22 protein-coding genes and 1 other annotated feature are annotated in these 23111 nt (G+C 34.6%); of the genes, 17 read left to right on the top strand and 5 right to left on the bottom strand.

The genetic code is table 11. From position 1 onward, the window contains the following. Positions 1 to 194 precede the first annotated feature (194 nt). From MOK21_RS15705 to MOK21_RS15695, 3 genes are all read right to left on the bottom strand, one after another. Positions 195 to 1076, bottom strand: coding sequence for a hypothetical protein (locus tag MOK21_RS15705; RefSeq protein WP_249074936.1), 882 nt, complete (start codon positions 1074 to 1076; stop codon positions 195 to 197). A gap of 85 nt (positions 1077 to 1161) precedes the next feature. Next, the gene (locus tag MOK21_RS15700; protein WP_249074935.1) at positions 1162 to 2559 is read right to left on the bottom strand and encodes a sensor histidine kinase; all 1398 of its coding nucleotides are present in this window, start codon (positions 2557 to 2559) and stop codon (positions 1162 to 1164) included. Between the two features lie 2 nt (positions 2560 to 2561). Continuing rightward, entirely contained in the window at positions 2562 to 3209 is a 648-nt protein-coding gene (locus tag MOK21_RS15695; RefSeq protein ID WP_249074934.1) for a response regulator transcription factor, read from the bottom strand. A 377-nt stretch (positions 3210 to 3586) separates the two neighbouring features. Between MOK21_RS15695 and MOK21_RS15690 the strand changes: the two genes are divergently transcribed. The 4 genes from MOK21_RS15690 to MOK21_RS15675 all read left to right on the top strand — a co-directional run bounded on the left by MOK21_RS15690 (position 3587) and on the right by MOK21_RS15675 (position 6054). After that, the gene (locus MOK21_RS15690) at positions 3587 to 3835 is read left to right on the top strand and encodes a LapA family protein (protein WP_249074933.1); all 249 of its coding nucleotides are present in this window, start codon (positions 3587 to 3589) and stop codon (positions 3833 to 3835) included. Between the two features lie 465 nt (positions 3836 to 4300). After that, the gene (locus MOK21_RS15685; protein ID WP_249074932.1) at positions 4301 to 4885 is read left to right on the top strand and encodes a CGNR zinc finger domain-containing protein; all 585 of its coding nucleotides are present in this window, start codon (positions 4301 to 4303) and stop codon (positions 4883 to 4885) included. Positions 4886 to 5006: 121 nt separating this feature from the next. After that, a complete protein-coding gene (locus MOK21_RS15680) occupies positions 5007 to 5561 on the top strand; it encodes an HPP family protein (protein WP_249074931.1) in 555 nt (184 codons plus the stop codon). A gap of 28 nt (positions 5562 to 5589) precedes the next feature. Then, positions 5590 to 6054, top strand: a complete 465-nt coding sequence (locus tag MOK21_RS15675; RefSeq protein WP_249074930.1) for a DinB family protein — start codon at positions 5590 to 5592, stop codon at positions 6052 to 6054. 242 nt (positions 6055 to 6296) lie between these two features. Here the strand turns inward: MOK21_RS15675 and MOK21_RS15670 are convergent, their stop codons facing one another. Further along, the gene (locus MOK21_RS15670) at positions 6297 to 7277 is read right to left on the bottom strand and encodes a collagen-like triple helix repeat-containing protein (RefSeq protein WP_283164722.1); all 981 of its coding nucleotides are present in this window, start codon (positions 7275 to 7277) and stop codon (positions 6297 to 6299) included. Positions 7278 to 7866: 589 nt separating this feature from the next. Here MOK21_RS15670 and tlp point away from each other — a divergent pair. From tlp to MOK21_RS15640, 6 genes are all read left to right on the top strand, one after another. Further along, positions 7867 to 8103, top strand: coding sequence for a small acid-soluble spore protein Tlp (gene tlp, locus MOK21_RS15665; RefSeq protein ID WP_249074928.1), 237 nt, complete (start codon positions 7867 to 7869; stop codon positions 8101 to 8103). A gap of 551 nt (positions 8104 to 8654) precedes the next feature. Further along, positions 8655 to 10094: an MDR family MFS transporter gene (locus MOK21_RS15660; RefSeq protein ID WP_249074927.1), complete on the top strand. Its 1440-nt coding sequence runs from the start codon at positions 8655 to 8657 to the stop codon at positions 10092 to 10094. 173 nt (positions 10095 to 10267) lie between these two features. Continuing rightward, positions 10268 to 11086, top strand: a complete 819-nt coding sequence (locus MOK21_RS15655; RefSeq protein WP_249074926.1) for a MerR family transcriptional regulator — start codon at positions 10268 to 10270, stop codon at positions 11084 to 11086. 63 nt (positions 11087 to 11149) lie between these two features. Next, a complete protein-coding gene (locus MOK21_RS15650; RefSeq protein WP_249074925.1) occupies positions 11150 to 11833 on the top strand; it encodes a DUF554 domain-containing protein in 684 nt (227 codons plus the stop codon). 180 nt (positions 11834 to 12013) lie between these two features. After that, positions 12014 to 12255 (top strand) — a binding site (T-box leader). Between the two features lie 73 nt (positions 12256 to 12328). Further along, a complete protein-coding gene (gene tyrS, locus MOK21_RS15645; protein ID WP_249074924.1) occupies positions 12329 to 13543 on the top strand; it encodes a tyrosine--tRNA ligase in 1215 nt (404 codons plus the stop codon). 369 nt (positions 13544 to 13912) lie between these two features. Further along, positions 13913 to 15685: an oleate hydratase gene (locus MOK21_RS15640; RefSeq protein WP_249074923.1), complete on the top strand. Its 1773-nt coding sequence runs from the start codon at positions 13913 to 13915 to the stop codon at positions 15683 to 15685. A gap of 52 nt (positions 15686 to 15737) precedes the next feature. Here the strand turns inward: MOK21_RS15640 and MOK21_RS15635 are convergent, their stop codons facing one another. After that, entirely contained in the window at positions 15738 to 17402 is a 1665-nt protein-coding gene (locus MOK21_RS15635; RefSeq protein ID WP_249074922.1) for a methyl-accepting chemotaxis protein, read from the bottom strand. Between the two features lie 368 nt (positions 17403 to 17770). Between MOK21_RS15635 and MOK21_RS15630 the strand changes: the two genes are divergently transcribed. From MOK21_RS15630 to MOK21_RS15600, 7 genes are all read left to right on the top strand, one after another. After that, a complete protein-coding gene (locus MOK21_RS15630) occupies positions 17771 to 18289 on the top strand; it encodes an RNA polymerase sigma factor (RefSeq protein ID WP_249074921.1) in 519 nt (172 codons plus the stop codon). Beyond that, entirely contained in the window at positions 18286 to 19305 is a 1020-nt protein-coding gene (locus tag MOK21_RS15625) for a DUF4179 domain-containing protein (protein WP_249074920.1), read from the top strand. Before MOK21_RS15630 ends, MOK21_RS15625 begins: the two co-directional genes overlap by 4 nt. A gap of 472 nt (positions 19306 to 19777) precedes the next feature. Continuing rightward, positions 19778 to 20059, top strand: a complete 282-nt coding sequence (locus MOK21_RS15620) for a CD3324 family protein (RefSeq protein WP_249074919.1) — start codon at positions 19778 to 19780, stop codon at positions 20057 to 20059. Between the two features lie 148 nt (positions 20060 to 20207). Next, complete coding sequence (locus MOK21_RS15615; RefSeq protein ID WP_249074918.1) at positions 20208 to 20783, top strand: GNAT family N-acetyltransferase; 576 nt, start codon at positions 20208 to 20210, stop codon at positions 20781 to 20783. A 265-nt stretch (positions 20784 to 21048) separates the two neighbouring features. Continuing rightward, a complete protein-coding gene (locus MOK21_RS15610; protein WP_249074917.1) occupies positions 21049 to 21312 on the top strand; it encodes a hypothetical protein in 264 nt (87 codons plus the stop codon). Positions 21313 to 21424: 112 nt separating this feature from the next. After that, complete coding sequence (locus tag MOK21_RS15605; RefSeq protein ID WP_249074916.1) at positions 21425 to 21928, top strand: GNAT family N-acetyltransferase; 504 nt, start codon at positions 21425 to 21427, stop codon at positions 21926 to 21928. Between the two features lie 83 nt (positions 21929 to 22011). Further along, complete coding sequence (locus tag MOK21_RS15600; protein WP_249074915.1) at positions 22012 to 22956, top strand: alpha/beta hydrolase; 945 nt, start codon at positions 22012 to 22014, stop codon at positions 22954 to 22956. The last annotated feature ends 155 nt before the right edge of the window (positions 22957 to 23111 follow it).

The following is a 23111-nucleotide window of genomic DNA, read 5'->3' as shown; positions in this document are numbered from 1 at the left end:
AAAAAAGAAAAGAGCCTTACTACATTCTACGTAGTAAAGGCTCTTTTTGGTAATGGATCATAATTAAACTATTTTTCTGAATAATAGGTAATAACATTAAAATCTTATAGTGCTATCGTATTTATATCAAATTACGATAGCACTACTATTATTATCTTTCTATAAAACGTTTTCCTTTATTTAAACTATGTCAATTAGTTTCTCATTTCTAAGAGAACCGGTCCTTCTTCTTCAGATTTCTTTAGCTGCTCATTTGTAATAGTTAAATCCGATTTATTGAGTTCTTTTAATTCTTGTTCTATTTTCTTTTCATGTCGCTCAGTTTCCTTCATCCAGCTATCATAGCCCACTTGAAGAAGTTCTTTATTATGTCTAGAGAAACTGATTTGCACAGCTTCACCTTTATCAGACTTTACACGGAAGGAAATGTCCGCATTTTTACCTCCTTGTCTATCTTCTGAGTACCCTTGTCCGCTATACTCAACAGCTGTTATTTTACCAGATAATAATTGATATTTTTCTACTGCCTCTTTTGCTAAAATTTGATATTCCTGATTATTCTTTAATAGATTTTTATCCATGCCTGCATTAATTTTCGCTTTATGGTAAACCCACTTTGCTATCAAATGATTTTCACCTGTTACTGCATCTAATTGAAAGGCATATGACAGCATATCATTGATTTTAATGTTGGCTTCCCATGTAGCACGTTGCTGTGTCTCATTATTTACTGGGTTATATGTCATTTCCACTGTTTTACCATTTAAATCAAGTTTGAAAACCTTCCACAGATTTTGACTCGCAAGCTCTGCTGCCTCTTTCATCTTCATGTCGTTTACTGTCGGTTTGTCTTCTCCAACTAACTTTACTTTATAATCTTTCTTCACATAATCTTGCGGTACGCTTTTACTTCCGATTTCTGCATAAGAAACATTGTAGCTAGTAGGGACCGTCTGCGTTTTACCAAGTTCTGCTGCCTTAACTGTGTGATTAATACCACTAAAGACCATTGTCGTCATAGCTAATGCTCCTACAGTTCCAAGTACAAGATTTTTCATTTCACTTTTTTTAGCCATATTCAATCTCCTTTTCATTTTAATAAGTGTGATCACAGTTATAATTGTATAAACAGTAGGTTATCAAACTATCATGAACTTATTATTAACTTGTAAAAGTTAATTTGGCTGTTGTTCCCTTCCCGATTTCCGATGAAAAACTTAACTCTGCATGATGGTTAACTGCAATTTGCTTACAAAGCGTTAAACCTAATCCTGCACCTCCAGCAGAGCGACTTCGAGAAGAGTCTACTCGGTAAAATGCTTCTGTTATATGATTAAGATGCTCCTTTGACATTCCTTTTCCATTATCTTGAACGACAATTACCTTATGTTCATTCTCTATATATGCATTTAGTGTAATCAATCCACCTGAACTAGAAGCTTTGAGTGCATTATCGATTAAATTAACTAGCAGAATATGCATGAGATCTGCGTCACAAAACAGTGTATTAAAATGATGCTCATAGGAAATCTCAATTTGTTTTTCCTTTGCTTTCATAGATAAAGATTGCTCAACATCACGAATTAGCTCGCTCATTTCAATTTTTTTTCGTTCACTTTCGCTTGTGCGAAGAGTTGCCATCTCTAATAATAAAACGGAAATATTTTGCAATCTGCGGCATTCAGACATAATATAATTTGTTGCAAATATCCTATCTTCTTCAGTACGAACGATCTTCTGAATATATTCTGCATAGCCATAAATCGATGTTAAGGGTGTTCTAAGTTCGTGGGCTAAGTTATCTACAAACTGCTGCTTCTGTTCCGCCGCAATAGCCAGTTGCTGCATCTGACTTTGAATTTCTTCAGCCATATGATTGAAACTCTGAGCCATTTCAGCGAGTTCATCATCTCCTTTAACCTCAATTCGATTTCCATATTGTCCATTTGCAATACTTTTAGAAGTAGACGAAATGAGCTGCAATGGCTTAAACACACGGTTTAGTACAAATAATAAACATACTGCAAGCAATCCACAAATAAGCATCCCAATCAAAAACAGCGTAACCGTCATTTTGTACCATGAAGAAATAACGTCAGATACATTATAATAATAGGCAAGTGTATAGGAATCATATGGTGCTGGCAGAGTACCAACCACTCTGACGTAGTCCTTATCTTCGAGCTTTTCAATTGAAACGAGCCTTTCACTCACTTTAATATTTTCGGAAATTTCAGGAAGATTGTAAGACTCTTCTGTTAAATTTGCATACAGACGCTTGTTCTCCTTTGAAATAGTCAATATCACTTTTTGTTTGCTATAAAAATTAAAATAAGAGCGATAAAGAGACTCCACTCCACTATCGATAGAAACATCTCTATTTTCTAATGCGTTTAAATCCTTTGCATACGACGTTGCGATAAAATAATGCTCTCGTAGACTGCGATCTTTAGAACTTTCTAGATTGTTTATAAGCGTCATTGATGAAATGAGTAAAATTCCGCTGTAAAAAAATAAAAGAAAAAGGATAAATGTGAATAAAAAAGTCTTTATTTTCATATTTACACTTCCAAACGATAGCCCATTTTATAGACAGTTTTAATTCTTGATTCCAGTTTTAATTTCTTTCTTAGCTTTTGAATATGAACATCTACTGTTCTTGTATCCCCTATATAATCATAGCCCCAAGCAAGCTCAAGTAGCTTGTCTCGTGATAATGCAATATTGCGGTTATTTACCAATACCTCCAGCAAATCAAATTCCCTCGGTGTACATTCAACTAGATTTTTATGAAGGAATACTTGTCTGCTTTTAAAATCGACTTCCACACCATCTAATTTAAAATTTCTTGTTTCTTTGTTCGTGCGTCTTAATAATGCTTCTACTCGCGCCAACAGCTCCAGCATATCAAATGGCTTAACAAGATAATCGTCAGCTCCGAGAGTCAGCCCCTTTACCTTATCTGACAGACTGCTTCGAGCTGTTAAAAAAATAGTAGGGGTCCCGTGAATCTGCTGAAATACCTCATATCCATCAATCTCTGGAAGCATAATATCCAACAATACAAGATCTATTTTTTGCTGTGCAAGCTCATCAATCGCTTCCATTCCATCAAAAGCAGAAATACATCTATGTCCAACTGATTGGAGATTTCTTTTAATAAGCTCATTGATTGGAATTTCATCTTCGACAATTAAAATGGTTGCCACTAGAATCACCTCATCATTAGCATAGCATTTTAATGTAATAGAGTTGTAAAATCGATTCTTCACCAAAAGTAGTGGTTGTCAAAATCAGCGACCTATTCTCAAACGTAAACGAAGGAATGAATAGTTGCCGGTATGGAGCGTTATAATAAAGTCATTTGGCAAAAACAATGGTTTAAATACTAGCAATTCACATCCGTTCGCTGAGAATAAAAGAAGCGAACGGATGCTTTTTTAAATTTGGATGTTTCATGGTAATAAAGATTAGAATCGTTTAAAAGAGGGTATTTCCTTACAAAGAAATAGTGATTGTCCTAAGCCAATCCGGATTCTATAATAGTGAAGGTAGATTAATTAAATAACAAAGAATGAGGTGGATTATGAAAAGGCAATGGAACTTAATATTAGCAATAATTGTGGTCTTAATTATCGCGATTTTTTCAGTGATCAATGTTGACCAGGTAACAGTTAATTATTTATTTGGAAAAGCTGAATGGCCATTAATCCTCGTCATTATTGGTTCAGTCTTATTGGGAGCCCTATTAGTTGGATTAATTAGTATGATGAAAATTTATCAACTTCAAAGAGCTTTGAAAAAGGCAGGAGGGGAAATAGATCAGCATTCTTAAATGTTGATCCATTTTTCTAAGAGTCCTAAAATAGTTAAGTATTTTATATCAATAATTTTAATCCCGTCCTAAAAATTAGGGCGTTTTTTTGTATTTAAGGTTAGAAAATTAAAACTCTGTATACAAATAAATTTGTTGATAGCTCTGAGGTAGTAACTATTGGGAAGCAAGCTCAATTATTAAAGAAAAAAGAGAATGGTTATGTTAGATTTGGAACGTTAATCAAAATAGATATACCGTTCATTTTTATCGTAATGGGGACGGCCTTCGGTGTTTAGTGTTTCTGCGCGACAATGGGGAATCATTGTGCTGAATGTTAGTTTAAAACAAAGGCGAACTGCCTATGTTTAATTCCTAAAGGAGCATTTTTTATTTTTTGGGTTAAATAAAATATAATTAACATATAACTTATTTTTAATCGCTTAAGTGGTTGAAAAATTTAACAATGAAATGAGCGAGAATCGTATGCAAGAAACAAATAAATTCCCACTCTTATCGGGAAATATTTCATTAGATTTAGTAAATACTGAGGTAGTAAGATGGGGACAACGATATGATCTATTTATCAATGATGAAGATATATTGGATTGGCTCTATGCGGTAAAAGAAGATAATTCGTTTTGGAATGAGCCACTGTTTATAAAAATTAAGGAACGATTGAGCCAAGTAACATCAAATATTTTAGAAATGCGGAAGGTTATAAGAAAAGAATTTGAAGCCATTGCAGAACAACATCACATTTCGAATAGTTTTATCACTTTTCTAGAAAAGAAAATTGAAAAAGCACCTTTTACATATAAACTGACAGAACATAAATTAATCCCTTTCCCGATTGGAGAGATTGAGGATGTACTTTTATCAATAATTGCTTTTGATGTATTAAGTTTAATCGAAGAAAATAAACTTACTTTTCTCAAGAGATGCTCAAATCCAGAGTGTGTTCTATTGTTTATAGATGTGAATGGGAGACGTAAATGGTGTTCCATGAAAATATGTGGAAATAGAAAAAAAGCGGCAAGATTTCAACATCGAAAATTAGAGGATAACTAAAGAATCAACTTTTTGAGAGTTGGTTCTTTTATTTTTGCTAATTTAAACTAACCCTCCAAATTTATATTTACAGGTTAGTTTTGTTAATGTAGAATAAATTGTAAATATGGGGGCGATAAAAATGAGTAGTGAAACGGCCATCAATCGTGGAGACAAGAAATTAATCAGTGATCGGTACCTATCGAAGATGAAGGGAAAAGGAAGAAGTCCATTGCAAGTTAATGTAAAAGACTCCTTTACGGGATTAACTGGCGGATTTCTAACAATCGTTACTTTAATTTATTTAACTAATATGACTTCTACTGAATGGTTAATGGCTCCGTTCGGCGCAAGTTGTGTGTTAGTATTTGGTGTTTGGAACGCACCACTATCACAACCTAGAAATGTAATTGGTGGTCATTTTGTTTCAACATTCATTGGTCTATTTGTATATCATCTATTTGGTAATGAACCGTGGGCGATTGCTTTTTCAGTTGGTTTAGCGATTGCAATGATGATATTAACGAAAACTACACATCCGCCAGCAGGAGCAGATCCACTTGTTGTTATGTTTGGAGTACATAGTTGGAATTATTTAATTTCCCCTGTGTTAATTGGCTCCATCATTATTGTGTTTTTTGCATTGTTAATCAATAACATGCGTAGGAACAGAAATTATCCAACATTTTGGATATAGATTAATTATCTATATGGGAGGAATTTAAGTGGACCACTATATTTTCAAGCAATTGAGATTTGTTCGAGAAAGTACACTAAGTCAAGTTTTAGGAATGAAAGACGAAGAATCACTATTAATACCAAAAGGTTTTAATAACAATATTAAATGGAATTTAGGTCATATCTATGTGATACAAGAAAAGTTCGGTTTCCAAATTACAGAAGAGGAAACTCAATTACCAAATTATTTTATGGAATTGTTTGGTTCGGGTACTAAGCCTACTGAATGGGAAAATCAAGAGTTGCCAACTATCCATGAATTAATTCAGTTGCTAAGAAATCAATTAGACAGAATTGAGCATAATTTAGAAGGCCGTTTAGAGGATGAGATAATCCCTTATACTACTTCTACAGGTCTTTTCCTATCAAAGGTGAAGGAATTAATTAGCTTTTGTCTATATCATGAAGGAATGCATTTCGATGCAATTAAATCAATCAAAAGAATGATTTAAATTGTGAAATCTAAGTTATCTCTACATTGTATAATAAAAGTTTAGTTTAAGATTGATCCAGAGAAAATGATCAATCTTTTTTACAAAAGTTGTGCAATGTTTCGCAAATAAAGACCCTGTTTTGATCAATCTTTTTTCAAAACGGGGTCTTTTAAGTTAACGTAAAATGTGGGTTGTGAGGTATTTTTCCCTATGGGTCGATATAATTTTCGTTTGCGATATTGTCTTCATAGACTGATACGTTAACCGATCTGCATAATTGTCAATGAAGCGCCAAGCGTACCGTTACTAGCAGTCGTAGTATTTGTGTTATCATCATTGAACATCTGAAGAACGTTAACACCGGGTCCAGTATTCAGAATGTATGCACCGGAGAGTTGTGCATCGACCCCAACAGCGCCTCCGTTACCAACATGACTCCCAAAAAGAGGAACCCCGTTCAGGCGAAGCGCGAATCCGATACCGCCAGTTGGCGTCTCAAACCCTTCCAAATAGCTATCGATCCAATAGACGCTGTTCGGACTTAGATTGATATTTGGTGATCCAGGTGTATGTGTAATACCGATTCCATTGCTATTTATTGTTGAATCAAACACATAAGGTGACCCTGGTGTAATTACTTGCTGAATGAAGCTTCCTACCTTGATGTTGTTGGCTGTAACCGTACTGCCTGTAGCTCCTGTAGCTCCTGTGGCTCCCGTTGGCCCTGTAGCCCCAGTCGCACCAGATGGTCCTGTGGCTCCCGTTAGCCCTGTAGCCCCAGTCGCAGCAGATGGCCCTGTGGCTCCCGTTAGCCCTGTAGCCCCAGTCGCACCAGATGGTCCTGTGGCTCCCGTTAGCCCTGTAGCCCCAGTCGCACCAGATGGCCCTGTAGCTCCCGTTGACCCTGTAGCCCCAGTCGCACCAGTTTGGCCTGCTGCAGAAGAAGCAGACAAGATGTTTTCCAGTTTAGATTGAAGGAGCAGTTCTTTCTTAATTAATCCTTGCATGGTAGTTTGAACACTTGAATTAACCTGCAGCAATTCATTGAGGGTCGCCGGAACCGAAAGTCCTGGCAGCGTACCAACAGCGTACTGGATTTTCTCCGCTTCGGCATTAATAATGTGTCCTAGCCCTAATTCTTCAATTGCTATAGAAGCTAATAAGAGGTTCAAGGCGTCATCTCTAGTAATAGTAATGTTAGGGGTTATATTAGGAATATTTGCTTGCGACACTGTCTTCATCCTTTCTCGATTTTCAAAGTCTTTGAATTTATCGATCTAATAGAGAGGTCTCCCTCCTTTTAGTCGTATAATGCAGAATATGATTTTTTCTCGTTAACGGTATGAGCTTTCAACCCTTAAAGAAGCTATTTTTACAAATACATACCAAAGTATTGAATCTCCCTAGAGTCGGACACGAAGAGCCCTGAAATTAATATTTTCACTTTAAGAGCGTATATATTTTATCATTGACTGCGGAGCAGGAATTTGTGGTTACTTGGTTTACTTATCGATTTATAAATAAAAATATATGGTTTGATGTGATAAAGAATAAAGCGAATTTGGAAGATAGTAATTCCGAACTCGCTTCTTTTTGTTTGAGTATGATAAAGGTTCATGAAAATTATCTTATAATTTTCAAGATGTTTAGGTATTCGCTTCCATGGCTGGTTGCTTCTAGAGTCTACTCACATAGTAAGAACACTGTTAGCCTTTCTCCAGTGCTTATCGTGCCTAAAAGAGTAAAAGAACTTTTTGGTAAAAATTAGTGTACATATAAACATAAAAAAAATACAACCTAATGTTAATGTCGAAATTTTAGGAGGTTACCATGGCTAATTCAAGACAATCGAAACCAGATGATAGATCCAATAATGTTGAACGAATTCGTGATATCGTTAAGAACACGGAAGAAAAACTTCATGAAGCGGAAATTAGTTTGGAATTTGCAGACCCTATGCAAAGTGAAATGATTAAAGAAAAAAATAAGCGACGTCAACAGTCAATTGAAGGTTTAAAAGAAGAAATGAAAGATGAAATGGCAGCACGTAAAAAAGGAGAAGTGTGAATTACTTTATTTTCTCTTCACATCTTCAGAACTATATAGAATTGATAAAAACCACCTTATTAGCGATTTTGAGGTGGTTTTTTACTGGATATTTGTGTTAAAATTAGTGCTTGTCTTGTGGAATATTGATAATGAGCCATTTATCAAGAAGGTTAATGAAGAACAATATAACTTTTTCTTGTGGCGATTGTTCAATTAGAACGATTGCTTTTTGTACTAGCTATGGTTGATTAGTTGAAGTACATTTAAGAGGGAGAAATTATGTTTGAGATTTCATTGTGAAGCTTTAGAAGATATACAGTTATTCGTGGATAATTAATGAAAAATACGTAGTTACATATTGAATAATTTTAACTGTTTAAGAAGTAAAGAGCACATCTCCAAAAGTTATGGAAGACATGTGTTGAAAAATATACTATATAATAAGTTGATTGGCGTGCAGACTGGACGCTCCCTAGAAGCTTGGCTTTGTAGCGAAAGCGAAGTGGAAGTCTTAAAGTGCCCAGTAGGAACGGATATCAACCACACGCTTTGGTGATGAGAGGGTAAATATGAGAAAAAAAGTTATTTTATCATTAATGTTAATGACATTTCTTTCTGCTGTAGAAGGAACAATTATTAGTACAGCCATTCCCCGTATAACGAATGATTTGTCAGGCGTCGAACTTGTTAGTTGGGTATATGCAATTTATATGCTTGCCACAGCTGTTTCGACGCCAATTTACGGGAAACTGGCTGATTTATTTGGCCGGAAAAAAGTTTTACTGATCGGGGCTACTATATTTTTAGTCGGCTCTGCACTTTGTGGCGTCGTTACGTCGATGGAACAGCTCATCGTCTTTCGTGCTCTTCAAGGTTTAGGTGCAGGTGCCATTATGCCAATAACAATGACAATCATTGGTGATTTATATAGCGAAGTGAAAGACCGGGCAAAAGCACAAGGGTGGATTAGTGCTGTTTGGGGTATCTCGGGTGTGATCGGACCATTAGTTGGTGGATTTTTAGTGGATTCCCTTTCTTGGCGCTACATCTTCTTCTTAAATGTTCCATTTGGAATTATCGCGTGCTTAATGATTACAATTTATTATAAAGAATCTATTAAACCTGCTAAGCATCATATTGATTATCTTGGTGCAACAGTATTTTCATTGAGTACAATCGCTCTTCTATACGCTTTATTAACAGGTAGTAGTAAGCAAAACTGGGGGGACATGACGATTGTTGGCCTCTTAATCTTTGCAGCTATTTCATTCATTATTTTCTTATTCATTGAGAGAAAGTCTCCGGAGCCATTAATTCCACTAGCACTGTTCTCTAACCGTACATTATCTACTATAAACATACTAACACTTATTTCTGGTGCAATGCTTATTAGTATTACAATGTATCTTCCGATTTGGAGCCAGGGTGTATTAGGGAAAAATGCGACAGACGCCGGACTCATTTTAATGCCACTACCTGTAATGTGGACATTTGGTACTATTTTTTCTGGTAAATTAGTGGGTAAATTAAATACGAAACAAATCATTCTATTGGGAGCTAGCGTTCTTTCAGTAGCTGCTTTTTCACTATTTACATTGTCAACAGATTCACCAGCATTCCTTATTTATGTTGCAGTTGGATTATTCGGCTTAGGAATGGGGCTTATTACACCGATCTACATGGTAACAATTCAAGCGGCAGTTCCAAATCATACGCGCGGGACGGCAATTGGCTTAAACACATTTATCAATACGTTTAGCCAAACATTAGGAGCGGCAGTTTTCGGCGCGATGTTTAACACGATGATTCATGCACGTGGTATTAAAAACCTTGATCTTGTATCTTCTAGTGGACATGGAGAAACGACAGCAAACGTAGTAACTGAGTCACAAGAAGCATTAGCTTCAAGTGTACATTTTATTTATATGGGTACTTTTATATTAGCACTAGCAACTTTAGTAATTGTTTGGCTTTTATTAAAACCATCCACACAAATTAGTGAACAATAAAAAAAATATATAAATAAGCTATGAAGAAATTTTTCTTTATAGCTTATTTTTATTTTGTTTGAAGATGTGTTGTTCCAGAGGCAGAGCTGCTTTTTTGTTCTGCTAATAACGGTCACTGAACTGAATTGTGATAAGATAAAATTAACATAACTTATGATTAAAGGAAGATTTAAATGGAGAATCGATTTTCAATAGGGGAAATGGCTAAGCTTCATAATACAACTATAAAGACTTTAAGACATTATGATGAAATTGGAATATTAAAGCCTATTCAAATTGACGTAAAGAACGGATATAGATACTATTCAACCGAACAATTTGAACAACTAAACACAATTCTTTATTTAAAGGAGTTAGGTTTTTCTTTAAAAGAAATCAAAGGTCACCTGGAACATAGAGATATTAATGGTTTTTTGGATTTGTTAAAGAAACAAAAAGAATTAACTGAAATTAAAATTATGGAATTAGAACAAGTAAACCGTAGATTTCAAAATCGAATTAAGGATATTAATGAAGCACGAGAAATAAAAGAATTAGGAGTTGTATCTATAGAAACATTTAAAGCGAGGAAAATTGTAAGGTTGATGGAAAAAATCAGTTCAGAACCTCAGCTGGAAGTTTCTCTGCAACAATTGAAAAATTTATCTAATATGAATTCTTCTATATTTATTGGAGGAGTGGGTCTTACGGTAAGTATAGATAATATATTAAATAACAAGTTCAATGAATATAACTCGATATTTATTTTAGTCGAGGAAGATGATATTCAAAGTCCTTTAGTGACAACTCTTCCAGAAGGTAAGTATGCCTGTATTTATTATAACGGAAATCATAACAATTCCCTCGGAAGTTATAAATCCTTACTAAATTGTATTCAAGATAAAGGGTTCCAAGTTATCGGGGATTCTATTGAAAGAACGATAATTAATGACTATATTTCAGGAAGTAAAGAAGATTACCTAACAGAAATACAAATACCAATAAAATGTTGACCCTCCCCTTGCAGGAGGGTTTATATTTTGGGTTAAAAGTATTATCTAATAGGAGAAATGATTATGATTGGAACAATATTTAATACAATGATGATAATAGTCGGGAGTATTGTGGGAAGCATCTTTAAAAAGGGGATAAAAGATGAATATCATAATATTTTAATGCAGGCTATGGGGCTAGTAGCTATGGGATTAGGAATAAATGCACTAGTACAACATTTACCTTCAAGCAAATATCCAGTGCTTTTTATTGTAAGTTTAGCTATAGGAGGTTTACTAGGTCAAAAACTAAAGTTAGAAACAAGATTTAATGCATTAGTAAATAAGTACTCTAAGGGTAATTTAGCTGAAGGGTTATCGACTGCTATCTTATTATTTTGTATTGGAACTTTATCAATTTTGGGTCCTGTTGAGGCTGCGTTAAAGGGAGACTATACATATTTGCTTGCAAACGGTATGTTGGATGGAATTACTTCGATTGTTTTAGCTTCCACCTTTGGTATTGGGATAGCTGTTGCAGGGATAGTATTATTTGTATGGCAAGGTTCTATTTATTTAATTGCGATATTAATGGAGAATTCTTTAAGTAATGATCTTCTAAATGAAGTGACTATTGTAGGGGGTATATTAATATTAGCTTCAGGTTTAAGTATTTTAGGGATCAAGAAATTTAATACGTTAAATCTTCTGCCATCATTAATGATTCCTCCTATAGTATTTTTGATTATTCACTTAGCCCATTTATAATTTTAATGAGATATTGCAAGAAAGCGGAGTGTAAACGAAGCGGCAGCCCAGCCGGAGCGGAAATCAACCCCACGTTATAATGGTTGAAAAATAATTTATTGACAATTCAAATAAAGGGACTATAATATTTAACAAGATTTGCATAACGAAAAATTGTTGATAACGATTTGGAGTATAAGAGTAAAAGCGTTGAAGAGAACGAGTAATTTTAATGGAACTTACAGAAAGTAGCCGGTCGATGAGAGGCGCAAGGAAAGTTAAAATGAATACATCTTGGAGCTGCGTACCGAACTTTAGTAGGCTACGACGGGGTTGCATCCGTGATCAATGCAAAGGTATCGCTATTTAGCCGTACCTATTGAGAAGGGTTATGTGAATAACTCTTAAATTAAGGTGGTAACACGTTCATACACGTCCTTTAGGTTGATTCCTAAAGGGCGTTTTTTGCTCTTATAGAACTTGCAATATCAATTCAATAGTAAGGAGTTGTATTGTATGTTTTTAAAACCAGAGGAACAATTACAAATTATTCAAAAGGGTGTAGAAAAGATTGTTAATGAAGAAGAGTTATTAGCAAAATTAGACCATTCTTTTAAGGAACAAAAGCCTTTAACGATTAAGCTTGGTTTAGATCCTTCTGCGCCAGACATTCATTTAGGGCATGCTGTTGTGCTACGGAAAATTAAACAAATGCAAGACTTAGGTCATCAAGTTGTCATTATTATTGGTGATTTTACTGGTCGTATAGGAGACCCGACAGGAAAAGCCAAGGGGCGCGTTGCACTAACTGATGAAATTGTAAAAGAAAATGCTAAAACATATTGTGAGCAAATTTTTAAAATTTTAGATAAGGAAAAGACCACTGTACGTTTTAATAGTGAGTGGTTATCAACTTTAACATTTGAGGAAGTGATCAAATTAGCTGCGACGACTTCTGTAGCGCGTATTTTAGAACGTGATGATTTCCAAAAACGCTATAACAGTCAAGTACCAATTGGCATTCATGAATTTTTCTATCCATTAATGCAAGCATATGATTCAGTTGAAATTTTTGCTGATATTGAATTAGGCGGTACTGACCAAACGTTTAATATTTTAATGGGACGTACATTACAAAAGCATTTAGGGCTGGAGAAACAAATTGCCATTTTTATGCCGTTATTAGAAGGTTTAGATGGTGTTGAAAAAATGAGTAAAAGTTTAGGGAATTATATTGGCGTAAATGAAGCACCAGAAGTAATGTTCAAAAAAGTAATGGAAGTACCTGATGCATTAATTATTAAATACTTTGAACTTGCAACAGATGAGCATCCTAAAGTGATAAAAGAAATAGAAAAACGATTATTAAAAGGCGAAAATCCGCGAGATATCAAACTAGAGTTAGCAGAAATTATTACTACTTTATATCATGGGGAAGAATCTATGAAGGAAGCGGAGCAATATTTTGAAATAGCATTTCAAAAGAAAAAAATCCCGGATAACATCCCCTCCATGTTAATCGAAATAGGAAAAGAATCTGTACTAGATATTATTCCAGCATTAATTGCCAATGATTATATTCGAAGTAAAAGTGAATTTATACGATTAATGAAACAAAATGGCGTTTCTTTAAATGGTGAAAAACTTACAGTAGAGGATACTGATAGAATAGTAATGAATGAAGAAGTTTTGCAAATTGGGAAGAAACGATTTGTACGATTTATAAAATAAATGTCCTTTTTCTTTTCCTTTTAGTTTTCCAATATAATAATTATGCAAGGATGTCTCCAAAATTTTATACGTTAAACCGTTTAGAATAGCCACATGGTTACTATGATAGAAGGAGAATTATGCAATTAATCCAAGTGCCTTCAAGTGTAATTGCTATAAGAAGAATCTACTTTTCATGTAGTGTAAGTTCCTTGCCATAAAAGATTTTGGTATAAAAATACAATAAGATGTCATGTCAAATTAGAAGGATATGCTTTTCAACATTCCAACACTAAAATTGAATTTTTTGTTAATTTCTCTCTCATTTTACCATTGCTATGCAAATTAATGGTATGCTATATCACGATAATAGTTTATGGAGGCGGTATTATGTATTACAGTAATGGTAATTATGAGGCTTTCGCACGTCCTAAAAAACCTGTGGGTGTTGATGAGAAATCAGCGTACCTTGTTGGTTCGGGGCTAGCTTCACTGTCAGCCGCATGTTTTTTAATTCGTGATGGTCAAATGAAAGGTGAAAATATTCATATTCTTGAAGAGCTAGATATCTCAGGGGGAAGTCTTGATGGTATTTTAAATCCTACTAGAGGTTTCATTATTCGTGGTGGTCGTGAAATGGAAGATCATTTTGAGTGCTTATGGGACCTGTTCCGTTCAATCCCATCATTAGAAATAGAAAACGCTTCTGTTTTAGATGAATTTTATTGGTTAAATAAAGAGGATCCTAACTATTCAAAATGTAGATTGATTGAAAATAGAGGACAAAGACTTGAGGATGATGGCAAGTTTACATTATCTGATAAAGCGTCTGAAGAAATGATTAAACTTTTCTTTACGCCTGAAGAGAAATTAGACGATGTGAAAATTACAGATGTTTTCTCTGAAGAGTTCTTTGAATCGAATTTCTGGCTATATTGGTCTACGATGTTTGCTTTTGAAAAATGGCATTCAGCAATGGAAATGCGTCGCTATATTATGCGTTTCATTCATCATGTTGGGGGCTTACCTGATTTATCTGCATTGAAATTTACAAAATATAACCAGTACGAATCGTTAGTACTTCCTATGATTAAATATTTGGAAAGCCATAATGTTGATTTCCAATTTAATACAGTTGTAGAGAATGTTTTAGTTGATAAAGTTGGCGACAAAAAAGTAGCTCACACTTTAGTGTTAAAACAAGATGGTGTGAAAAAGAATATTGAGCTAACAGAAAATGAATTAGTGTTTGTGACAAATGGTAGTATTACGGAGAGTACAACTTATGGTGACAATAATACGCCTGCCCCTGTAAGCACTGATTTAGGCGGTAGCTGGTCACTTTGGAAAAACATCGCTTCTCAAGACGCTGAGTTTGGTAGACCAGAGAAGTTCTGCGATGATCTGCCAGAAGAAAGTTGGTTTGTTTCAGCAACACTAACTACATTGGATGATCGAGTTGCTCCATATATTGAAAAAATCAGTAAAAGAGATCCATATGCAGGTAAGGTAGTTACTGGTGGTATTGTAACGGCTACAGATTCTAATTGGATGCTAAGCTATACATTAAACCGACAACCGCATTTTAAAGATCAACCAAAAGACCAATTAGTCGTTTGGATTTATGGTTTACTATCTAATAAACCAGGTGATTTTATTAAGAAAAGTATTACTGAATGCTCTGGTAGTGAGATCGCGCAAGAGTGGTTGTACCATATGGGTGTGCCTGTAGACGAAATACCGGATTTGGCGCAAAATTCTTGTAATACAATTCCATGTTATATGCCATATATAACTTCTTACTTCATGCCTAGAGCGAAGGGAGATCGTCCTTTAGTTGTACCTAATGGATCTACTAACTTAGCCTTCATTGGGAACTTTAGTGAAACAGAAAGAGATACTGTATTCACAACTGAATATTCAGTAAGAACAGCGATGGAAGCTGTTTATCAATTATTAGATATCGATCGAGGCGTTCCAGAAGTATTTGCATCGACTTATGATATTCGTACATTGTTATCTTCAACAGCTCGCTTACTGGATGGTAAAAAATTAACGGATGTTGATGCTCCATTTATCTTAAAACAAATAGGTAAATTTGGTATTCATAAAACGAAAGACACGATCATCTATGATTTACTTAAAGACAGTAAATTGATCTAAAGATATATACTAAAAAAGCTGATTCATAATTGAATCAGCTTTTTTTGTTCAGTTAAATAGTGAATTTTTTCATTTCATCTCTTAAAGCATCGACCATAACGGTTAGATCCTTCGCTTTTTCAGAAACAGTTTCAATGCCTTTAAGCTGTTCATTTGCGGATGCCGAAACTTGTTCTGCTCCGGCTGAGGTTTCTACTGCAGAAGCGGATATGTTTTGAACTGCACTAACGATTTGCTCCTTGCGCTCATTCATCTCATGAGATAAATGTTTTACCTCTTGTGCCACTTCACTTGTTTGATCTAGTGCTACCTTTATTGTATGGAAGATTTCGCTAGTATCATTTGTAGCTTTTACATTTTGTTCGACGATGCTAAGGCTTGTACTAATTTCCTGCACAGCACTTTTAGAAATAGCCTGAATGGCAGAGATTTTATGTTTAATATCTTCCGTGGCTATAGATGTCTGTTCCGATAATTTTCGAATTTCATCTGCAACAACCGCGAAACCTTTACCTGCTTCACCTACTCGAGCTGACTCAATGGAAGCATTTAGAGCCAATAGATTAGTTTGCGTTGCGATCTCTGTAATTGTATTGACAATACTTGATATATCAGATGAAGTTTTATTTACTTCTTGAACGATGTTACTTACTTGTTGAGAAGAATCACGGTTCTTTTCTGACCAAATAGACAGTTGGTTGATCGTTTCTACACCTTCATTACTTAACTGATCAATATCATCTGTCATGGAAGCAATCTTCTCAGTGCGCTCAATAACACGATCAATATTTCCAGAAAGTTGATTTAATTGTTCTGCACTTTGTTCTGTATCATGAGCCTGCTCTTCTGTAGCTTTTGCTATTTCATTAATAGCTGAGCTAATCTCGTCTGTTGTACGTACCGTATCTTCTGCTACTTGAATAAGAATCTTTGAGGAATCTGATAACTCGGTGCTAGTATTATGAATGTTGACGGTAACATTCTTTAATGCCGATTGCATACCAGAGATGCCTTTTGCCATCAAACCGATTTCATCTTGATGGTGTAATAGCTTCTCTAACTTTGGATTTGCGGTAAAATCTAAGCTTGTAGTTTGATGAATAATATTTTCTAGATTTTTAATGGCAGCAACAATGCGACCAATAATCCACCACATTAAAGCACCTATAATAATAAAACTCACTATGCCAGTAATAATCTGGTATATTAATACAGAGTTTGTAATAGATTGAATGCCGCTTTCAGGCACCCCAATATCAATCACTCCATAAAGCTCTCCATCTTTATAGATAGGCTCCATGATGTCATATGTCCATATACCTTGAACTTCAGCATACCATCTTGTAAATTGTTTCTTTCCGTGTTTAGCACCGTCGATTGTATATGTATCCTTATACGATTTACCCAATTTCCCCGTATCACTATGTGCCACAGCTTTTACATTCGTATCAATGACAATAGCATACGTTACATTCTCTTGTTTTGCTTTTAATTCTACAAAATCTTGTAAAGATGAGATGGGATCACTCTCAGAGTTTAATATAGTTTCTGCTTGCTTGGCGATTTCATAGACCTGTTCATTAGCTTTCTCAATTAGAACCTCTTTACTATTTTTGCCGACAATCCATACACTTAATGCGGAATTGAGTACAGAGGACAATAACAACAAACTTAATGTAAAAAACAATAATCGTCGCTTAATACTTTTGCTTTTCAAATAGTTCCCTCCTTTGAGTTTTATTGGAACTTTATGCCTATAAAAACTCGAATTTTAAGTATAGTATTATGCAATAAAACATGAATGTCAATAATAAATTGACAGACTTATTACTTAATGTGTGTCGAATTGAGGTATAAAAGTCCTTTGTTTTTCGGTTTTTTTATAGAGGTTTGAAAAGAGTTGAAATACCTAATTGGGGAAAGAAAACAGCACCAGTTGTTTTAAATATCCTGCCATTTACAATTTAAGTAGCAACCGACTTTTATTTCGTCGGTTGCTTTTTAGTACTATAAATAATAAATCAGTGCAACTAACGATCCATCAAAATGCTCTAACGATATGAAAGAGAAAAAAGAGGTGATGACATGCAATCCGAGTTTCTTGTAAAAAAAGCAAAGAAGGGCGATGGAGAAGCGTTTATACAATTAATCTGTCAATACGAAATGATACTTTATCGGACAGCCAAACGACTTGGTTTGAAAGATGAGGATATTGCAGATCTTCTACAAGATACGATTTTGACAGCTTATGAAAAAATAGATTCTCTAAAAGAAGCAAAATATTTTAATACATGGATTTGTCGAATTCTTTTAAATAACTGCTATCGCTTTATAAAGCAGGATCAGCGTACTGTACCACTAGATGTAACGACAATGCATGAACTCCGACACCAAGATCAAATTTCACTTGAGCTCGATGAAGCATTAGAGAGTCTTGATGAGAACTATCGCATTGCTTTAACACTTTATTATGTGAACGGACTCACGACAAAAGAAATTAGTGTATTTCTTCATGAATCAGAAGGGACGATTAAGTCGAGGATTTCTAGAGCGAAGCAATATCTGAAAAATAATTATTATGTTGAGGGGGCACAGTTGCTATGAAAAAATCATTAGATGATCGTTTACATGAGGAAATGAATAGAAAACAAGAACTACCGGAAATTGTGCAAAAAGCTTTTGAGCGTTCCTATACAGAGATTCGCTCTAAAACAAAGAAAAAGACAAAAAAACGTTGGCTGAAGCCTATTTCAGCTGCGGCTGCATGTGCAGTGCTCGCTTCAGGTGTGATTTTGTCTAATGATACAGCAATGGCTAAACTAAAAGCATTCCTAGGTTTCCAGGAGAATGCTGGGATTGAACTTGCTAGTCAAAATGGAGAAGTACAATATGTTGGGGTATCGCAAAATTCACAAGATATTACGGTTACACTTGAAAATACATTTGCTGATGCCTACCGTGTAGGGCTACAGTTTGAGATTTTACCAAGGAACATGGATTTAAGAGATATTCAGCATATGGAAATTGAATATCGTATATACGATTCTAAAGGAAAAGAAATTGATGCCCTTGTTTCAGATGCAAAGCCCCTTGCTTCAAAAGGTTTTACGGGTAATATTGAGGAGCAAATGCTGAAAGGAACCGACCAATCTATAATTTTAGAACAAATATTACAGTCGAATGACCGGGCATGGCCTTCTCTAGATAACGCTCAATTAGTAATTGAAACAATTCATTTCTATACAGAAAAGAAAGGGATTGTCACTATTAATGGAGAATGGCCATTTACATTAACACCAACGAAGGTTGTAACACAATCATTTGAAGCGGAAAAAGCTGTTGAAGGTATTGAACTTCAATCAGCAACCCTTACGAATGGCTCTATGCATGTATCTCTAATGGTCGATGCAAATATTTATGAGGATGAAAATCAATTTTTTGAATGGGCATTAACAAATGAAAAGGGAGAGTCCTTTTATGCACGAGGAGCCAATATCGAAATGAAAGATGGGAAAACCGTTGTTAACTTAGTTTACCCTTATAGTATTTGGAATAAAGAAAAACAAATAAGCTTAAATATAAAGGGCTATGAAAAATTAAAATTAATAAGTAAAGAATAGTAGAGCATATAGGAATCTATAAAACCAATTTGTTTTTTTTGACAATATGGGTCATCACCGAAAGTTATGGGATGACATTAGTTAAAACGTATTCTATGTATATAAGTTGATTGGAGTGGAGGCTGGCGACTCCTTGGGGATTAGCAATAGAGGAACGAAGGCTAAAACCATCACATCCTGTGATAACGCCTTCGTGACCAACATCATGTTGGCCCGAGACCCTGGAGTGAGCAACGCGAGTGAAGCGGCTCATCGGACGCCCCCAGGAAAGCGCCCAGCCGGAACGGAAATCAACCACACGTTTTGGTGATGAGCCTTTTATGGTATATTATGGATTGAAATCACAAAAATACAAGGGGGGATTGTTTGATGAGAAGGTATACTTTTTTTGCATAGCAAAGGCTATTGCAATATAAGATAAAAAAATAGCCTTTGCTCTTCCTAAAAAATATTAACATTTAGGAGTGCAAATATGAGCTATAAAAAAGCAAAGCATATTCTACCAGCAGAGTTGTTAGAGTTAATACAAGAATATGTCGATGGTGAATATATTTATATACCGCGGAGAGCAGAACATAAGAAGGATTGGGGATCCAATACTGCTACGAGAAAAGAATTGGATGTAAGAAATTTCAATATTTATAACGATTATCTATCAGGAGCGGACACCGCTACTTTAGGTGAAAAATATTATTTGTCTTCAAAGAGTATTCAAAGAATTGTACTAAAAGAGAAAAGAAGAAGAATCGAATAAGCTAGTGTGGTTTTTGACCACATTGGCTTATTTTCTTTTATGAAATATGTATGAGGTTTTTTTAGGTAATGCAGGTCAGCTATAATCTAATCAGCTTCTTTTGAACTTTCATCATTAGTTTATTCATTCAAAAAATAGGAGTGAAAAAATGAACTTTACGAAATTATTAGGAACCTCTTTTCCAACAGTACAAACTGAACGCATTACATTAAGAAAGTTGAAGTTGGAGGATGCTCCTGCGTTATTCAATTATTATTCAAATGAAAATGTTTATCGTTATCTTGATTGGAATGGGCCAGAGACTTTAGAAAGAAGTTATGAAGTAATTAACTTTTGGAACAAAGGCTATGATGAAGGTTGGATTATTCGTTTTGCTATTGCTAACAAAGAAACGGATGAAATTATTGGTACTATTTTTCTGAGCGAATTTGCAGGCAAACGAGCTGAAATTGGTTATGAATTATCTGAAGAATATTGGCACCGTGGTATTATGTCGGAAGCTATTAAAGAAGTATTATCAATAGGATTTAATCAGTTAGGCTTAGTAAGAATACAGGCAATCGTTACAGAAGAAAACAGAGCTTCAAAGAAGTTATTGTCGAAATTCAACTTTAAAGAAGAAGGCTGCTTAAGACAGTTTGAATGTCATAGTGTGACAGGAGAATGTAAAGATATGTTGATCTATAGTTTGTTGCATACAGAGTTTTTGGAGAAGAATATATAAGTTTTATAGTAATTTCAAATGGATCATAATAATCCTGGCAATCGAGAATGATAGGGATACTATGGTGAATATGCTTTGTGATATTTGTAGAAAGTATTTATGAAACGGATTGTTAATATGATTTATAAGTGCGACAAAAACCTATTTAGTGATTTTTGTCGCACTTTTATATAGTTTCTATTTTCCTCTATTTCAAAAATTCCTGTTAATATAAATTCCAATATGTGATAATTACCATAAATTAAGGTAAGAAAAGGGTGATGAAATGGAGAAAAATACTTTAAATTTCAAACTAAAAAGTATTAAATATAGCTTAATTAGTTATATCATTATTTTTATTGTAACCTTAATAATCAGAGGTTTGGCAAATGCAGAACAGTATCAAAACATTGTATCTAAGGACGTTATTGAGGTTTTTAAAGTGTTCGCAAGTGCATTTGTACAAAATATAGGGATTGCTTTACTACCCGCAATGATCATTGGTTTCGTTTGTTATTTTTATATTTTCCCTAAACAATCAAGACAGTAGATATAGATCGATTGAAGGACTTAGAGGGGTGATTTTTCTTAGTGTCAATATACTTTAAGTTTTCAAATATTGGTTTTGTGACGTATTTTAAAGAACGAGGGGATGGATTAGGTTGGAAATATCAATTAATAGCTTACAAGAATGTGACGCGGAAGAATTATTAGAGTTTGAAAAGAATAATAGACTATTTTTTGAACAAATGGTACCAAGTCGTGGGGAAGATTATTATAAGTTTGAAACGTTTAACATAAAGCATAGAAAGCTTTTAGCTGAACAAGAAGAAGAGAAATCGAAATTTTACTTAATAAGGGATAACGCAGGCAATATTGTTGGAAGAATTAATTTAGTAGATATAGATACAGCGAACAATACAGCAGAAGTCGGCTATAGAGTAGGTAAAGAATATGGTGGAAAAGGAATAGGGGCGAAAGCCTTAAAGCTACTTTTAGAAACAGAGGTCAGTGTAAAAAAGATTAAAGCAAAAACAACGACAAATAATATTGCCTCTCAAAAGGTTCTTGAAAAAAACGGTTTTAAACAAGTGTGTACAAGTGGTGATGAGTTCGAAATGAATGGTCAAAAGATGCGGTTTATCGATTACATGTTGGAACTCTAAAAGCTATACAAATGTTGTTGGGGGAGTTTGTTAATTTGTTTTTGGTGGATAGTAAAAACCTTGTGAGGGGTAGTTGAAAGACGGTGTTTAAACGAATCTTGATACTTTTTTCAATTATTATAGCGATACTTTTGTTAATCATTACGACAAGTTATATTATTCATCACAACCAATTATCAAAGGAAGATCAATTATTTACGCCACCAGGGAAAATGGTAGAAGTGAATGGTCATCAAATGCATGTGTATACAGAAGGGAATGGAGAAGAAACGCTTGTATTTATGTCTGGAGGAGGCACAAGTTCACCTGTTTTAGATTTTAAATCATTATTTTCTCTGTTAAGCGATAACTATAAAATCGTTGTCGTTGAAAAGGCAGGCTATGGCTTTAGTGACATCTCAGATTCTGACCGTGATATTGATACAATTTTACAAGAAACAAGAGAAGCTCTATTAAAATCAGGTGTTGAAGGACCATATATTTTATTTCCCCATTCTATGTCTGGTATTGAAGCATTGTATTGGGCACAAGTCTACCCGAATGAAGTAAAAGCAATTATAGGGTTGGATATGGCTGTTCCTGCTACATATAAAGATTATGATCTAAATATGCCTCTAGTTCATGTAAGTGCCTTTGCTGCGAATATTGGTATAACTAGGTGGATTCCGGGCATTTCTGAAAGTGATGCCATAAAATATGGGACTTTAACCGATGAGGAAAAAGAATTGTATAAAGTGATTTTTTATCGTAGAACGGTAACTAAAAATATGTTGAATGAAATTAAGTCTATTCAGGCAAATGCTGAAAAGGTAGGAGCGGCTGGAATACCAAATGTTCCTATGCTGTTGTTCCTTTCAAATGGTCAAGGGACAGGCTGGAATGAAGAGGAGTGGAATGAATTTCAAAGAGATTTCATTAGTAAGCATAATGACGGCACATTCATAAAATTAGATTGCTCACACTATATTCATGATATTGAATTTAAGCGAATAGCTGATGAATCAGAAAAATATATAGAAGATCTTTAATCTTACACTATTCAAATTATGTACAATTTCAAAAGTCTACTGTCATTCAAATTGACGGTAGACTTTTCCTTTACTCAATAAATACTTGCCCTTTAATTCCTGACAAAACTTATGACCCTTTTTTTATAAAAAACATTAAATTTAATTTCCACTTG

Origin of the sequence: Lysinibacillus sp. BPa_S21 (assembly GCF_023337795.1) — a bacterium.
GTDB lineage: Bacteria > Bacillota > Bacilli > Bacillales_A > Planococcaceae > Lysinibacillus.
This window is presented reverse-complemented; position numbering and strand designations above follow the sequence as displayed.

Excerpts from the sequence above, each read along its gene's own strand:
- MOK21_RS15705 (WP_249074936.1), bottom strand. The coding sequence starts at position 1,076 with ATGGCTAAAAAAAGTGAAATGAAAAATCTTGTACTTGGAACTGTAGGA.
- MOK21_RS15700 (WP_249074935.1), bottom strand. The coding sequence starts at position 2,559 with ATGAAAATAAAGACTTTTTTATTCACATTTATCCTTTTTCTTTTATTT.
- MOK21_RS15690 (WP_249074933.1), top strand. The coding sequence starts at position 3,587 with ATGAAAAGGCAATGGAACTTAATATTAGCAATAATTGTGGTCTTAATT.
- MOK21_RS15685 (WP_249074932.1), top strand. The coding sequence starts at position 4,301 with ATGCAAGAAACAAATAAATTCCCACTCTTATCGGGAAATATTTCATTA.
- MOK21_RS15680 (WP_249074931.1), top strand. The coding sequence starts at position 5,007 with ATGAGTAGTGAAACGGCCATCAATCGTGGAGACAAGAAATTAATCAGT.
- MOK21_RS15670 (WP_283164722.1), bottom strand. The coding sequence starts at position 7,277 with ATGAAGACAGTGTCGCAAGCAAATATTCCTAATATAACCCCTAACATT.
- tlp (WP_249074928.1), top strand. The coding sequence starts at position 7,867 with ATGGCTAATTCAAGACAATCGAAACCAGATGATAGATCCAATAATGTT.
- MOK21_RS15660 (WP_249074927.1), top strand. The coding sequence starts at position 8,655 with ATGAGAAAAAAAGTTATTTTATCATTAATGTTAATGACATTTCTTTCT.
- MOK21_RS15655 (WP_249074926.1), top strand. The coding sequence starts at position 10,268 with ATGGAGAATCGATTTTCAATAGGGGAAATGGCTAAGCTTCATAATACA.
- MOK21_RS15650 (WP_249074925.1), top strand. The coding sequence starts at position 11,150 with ATGATTGGAACAATATTTAATACAATGATGATAATAGTCGGGAGTATT.
- tyrS (WP_249074924.1), top strand. The coding sequence starts at position 12,329 with ATGTTTTTAAAACCAGAGGAACAATTACAAATTATTCAAAAGGGTGTA.
- MOK21_RS15640 (WP_249074923.1), top strand. The coding sequence starts at position 13,913 with ATGTATTACAGTAATGGTAATTATGAGGCTTTCGCACGTCCTAAAAAA.
- MOK21_RS15630 (WP_249074921.1), top strand. The coding sequence starts at position 17,771 with ATGCAATCCGAGTTTCTTGTAAAAAAAGCAAAGAAGGGCGATGGAGAA.
- MOK21_RS15625 (WP_249074920.1), top strand. The coding sequence starts at position 18,286 with ATGAAAAAATCATTAGATGATCGTTTACATGAGGAAATGAATAGAAAA.
- MOK21_RS15620 (WP_249074919.1), top strand. The coding sequence starts at position 19,778 with ATGAGCTATAAAAAAGCAAAGCATATTCTACCAGCAGAGTTGTTAGAG.
- MOK21_RS15615 (WP_249074918.1), top strand. The coding sequence starts at position 20,208 with ATGAACTTTACGAAATTATTAGGAACCTCTTTTCCAACAGTACAAACT.
- MOK21_RS15610 (WP_249074917.1), top strand. The coding sequence starts at position 21,049 with ATGGAGAAAAATACTTTAAATTTCAAACTAAAAAGTATTAAATATAGC.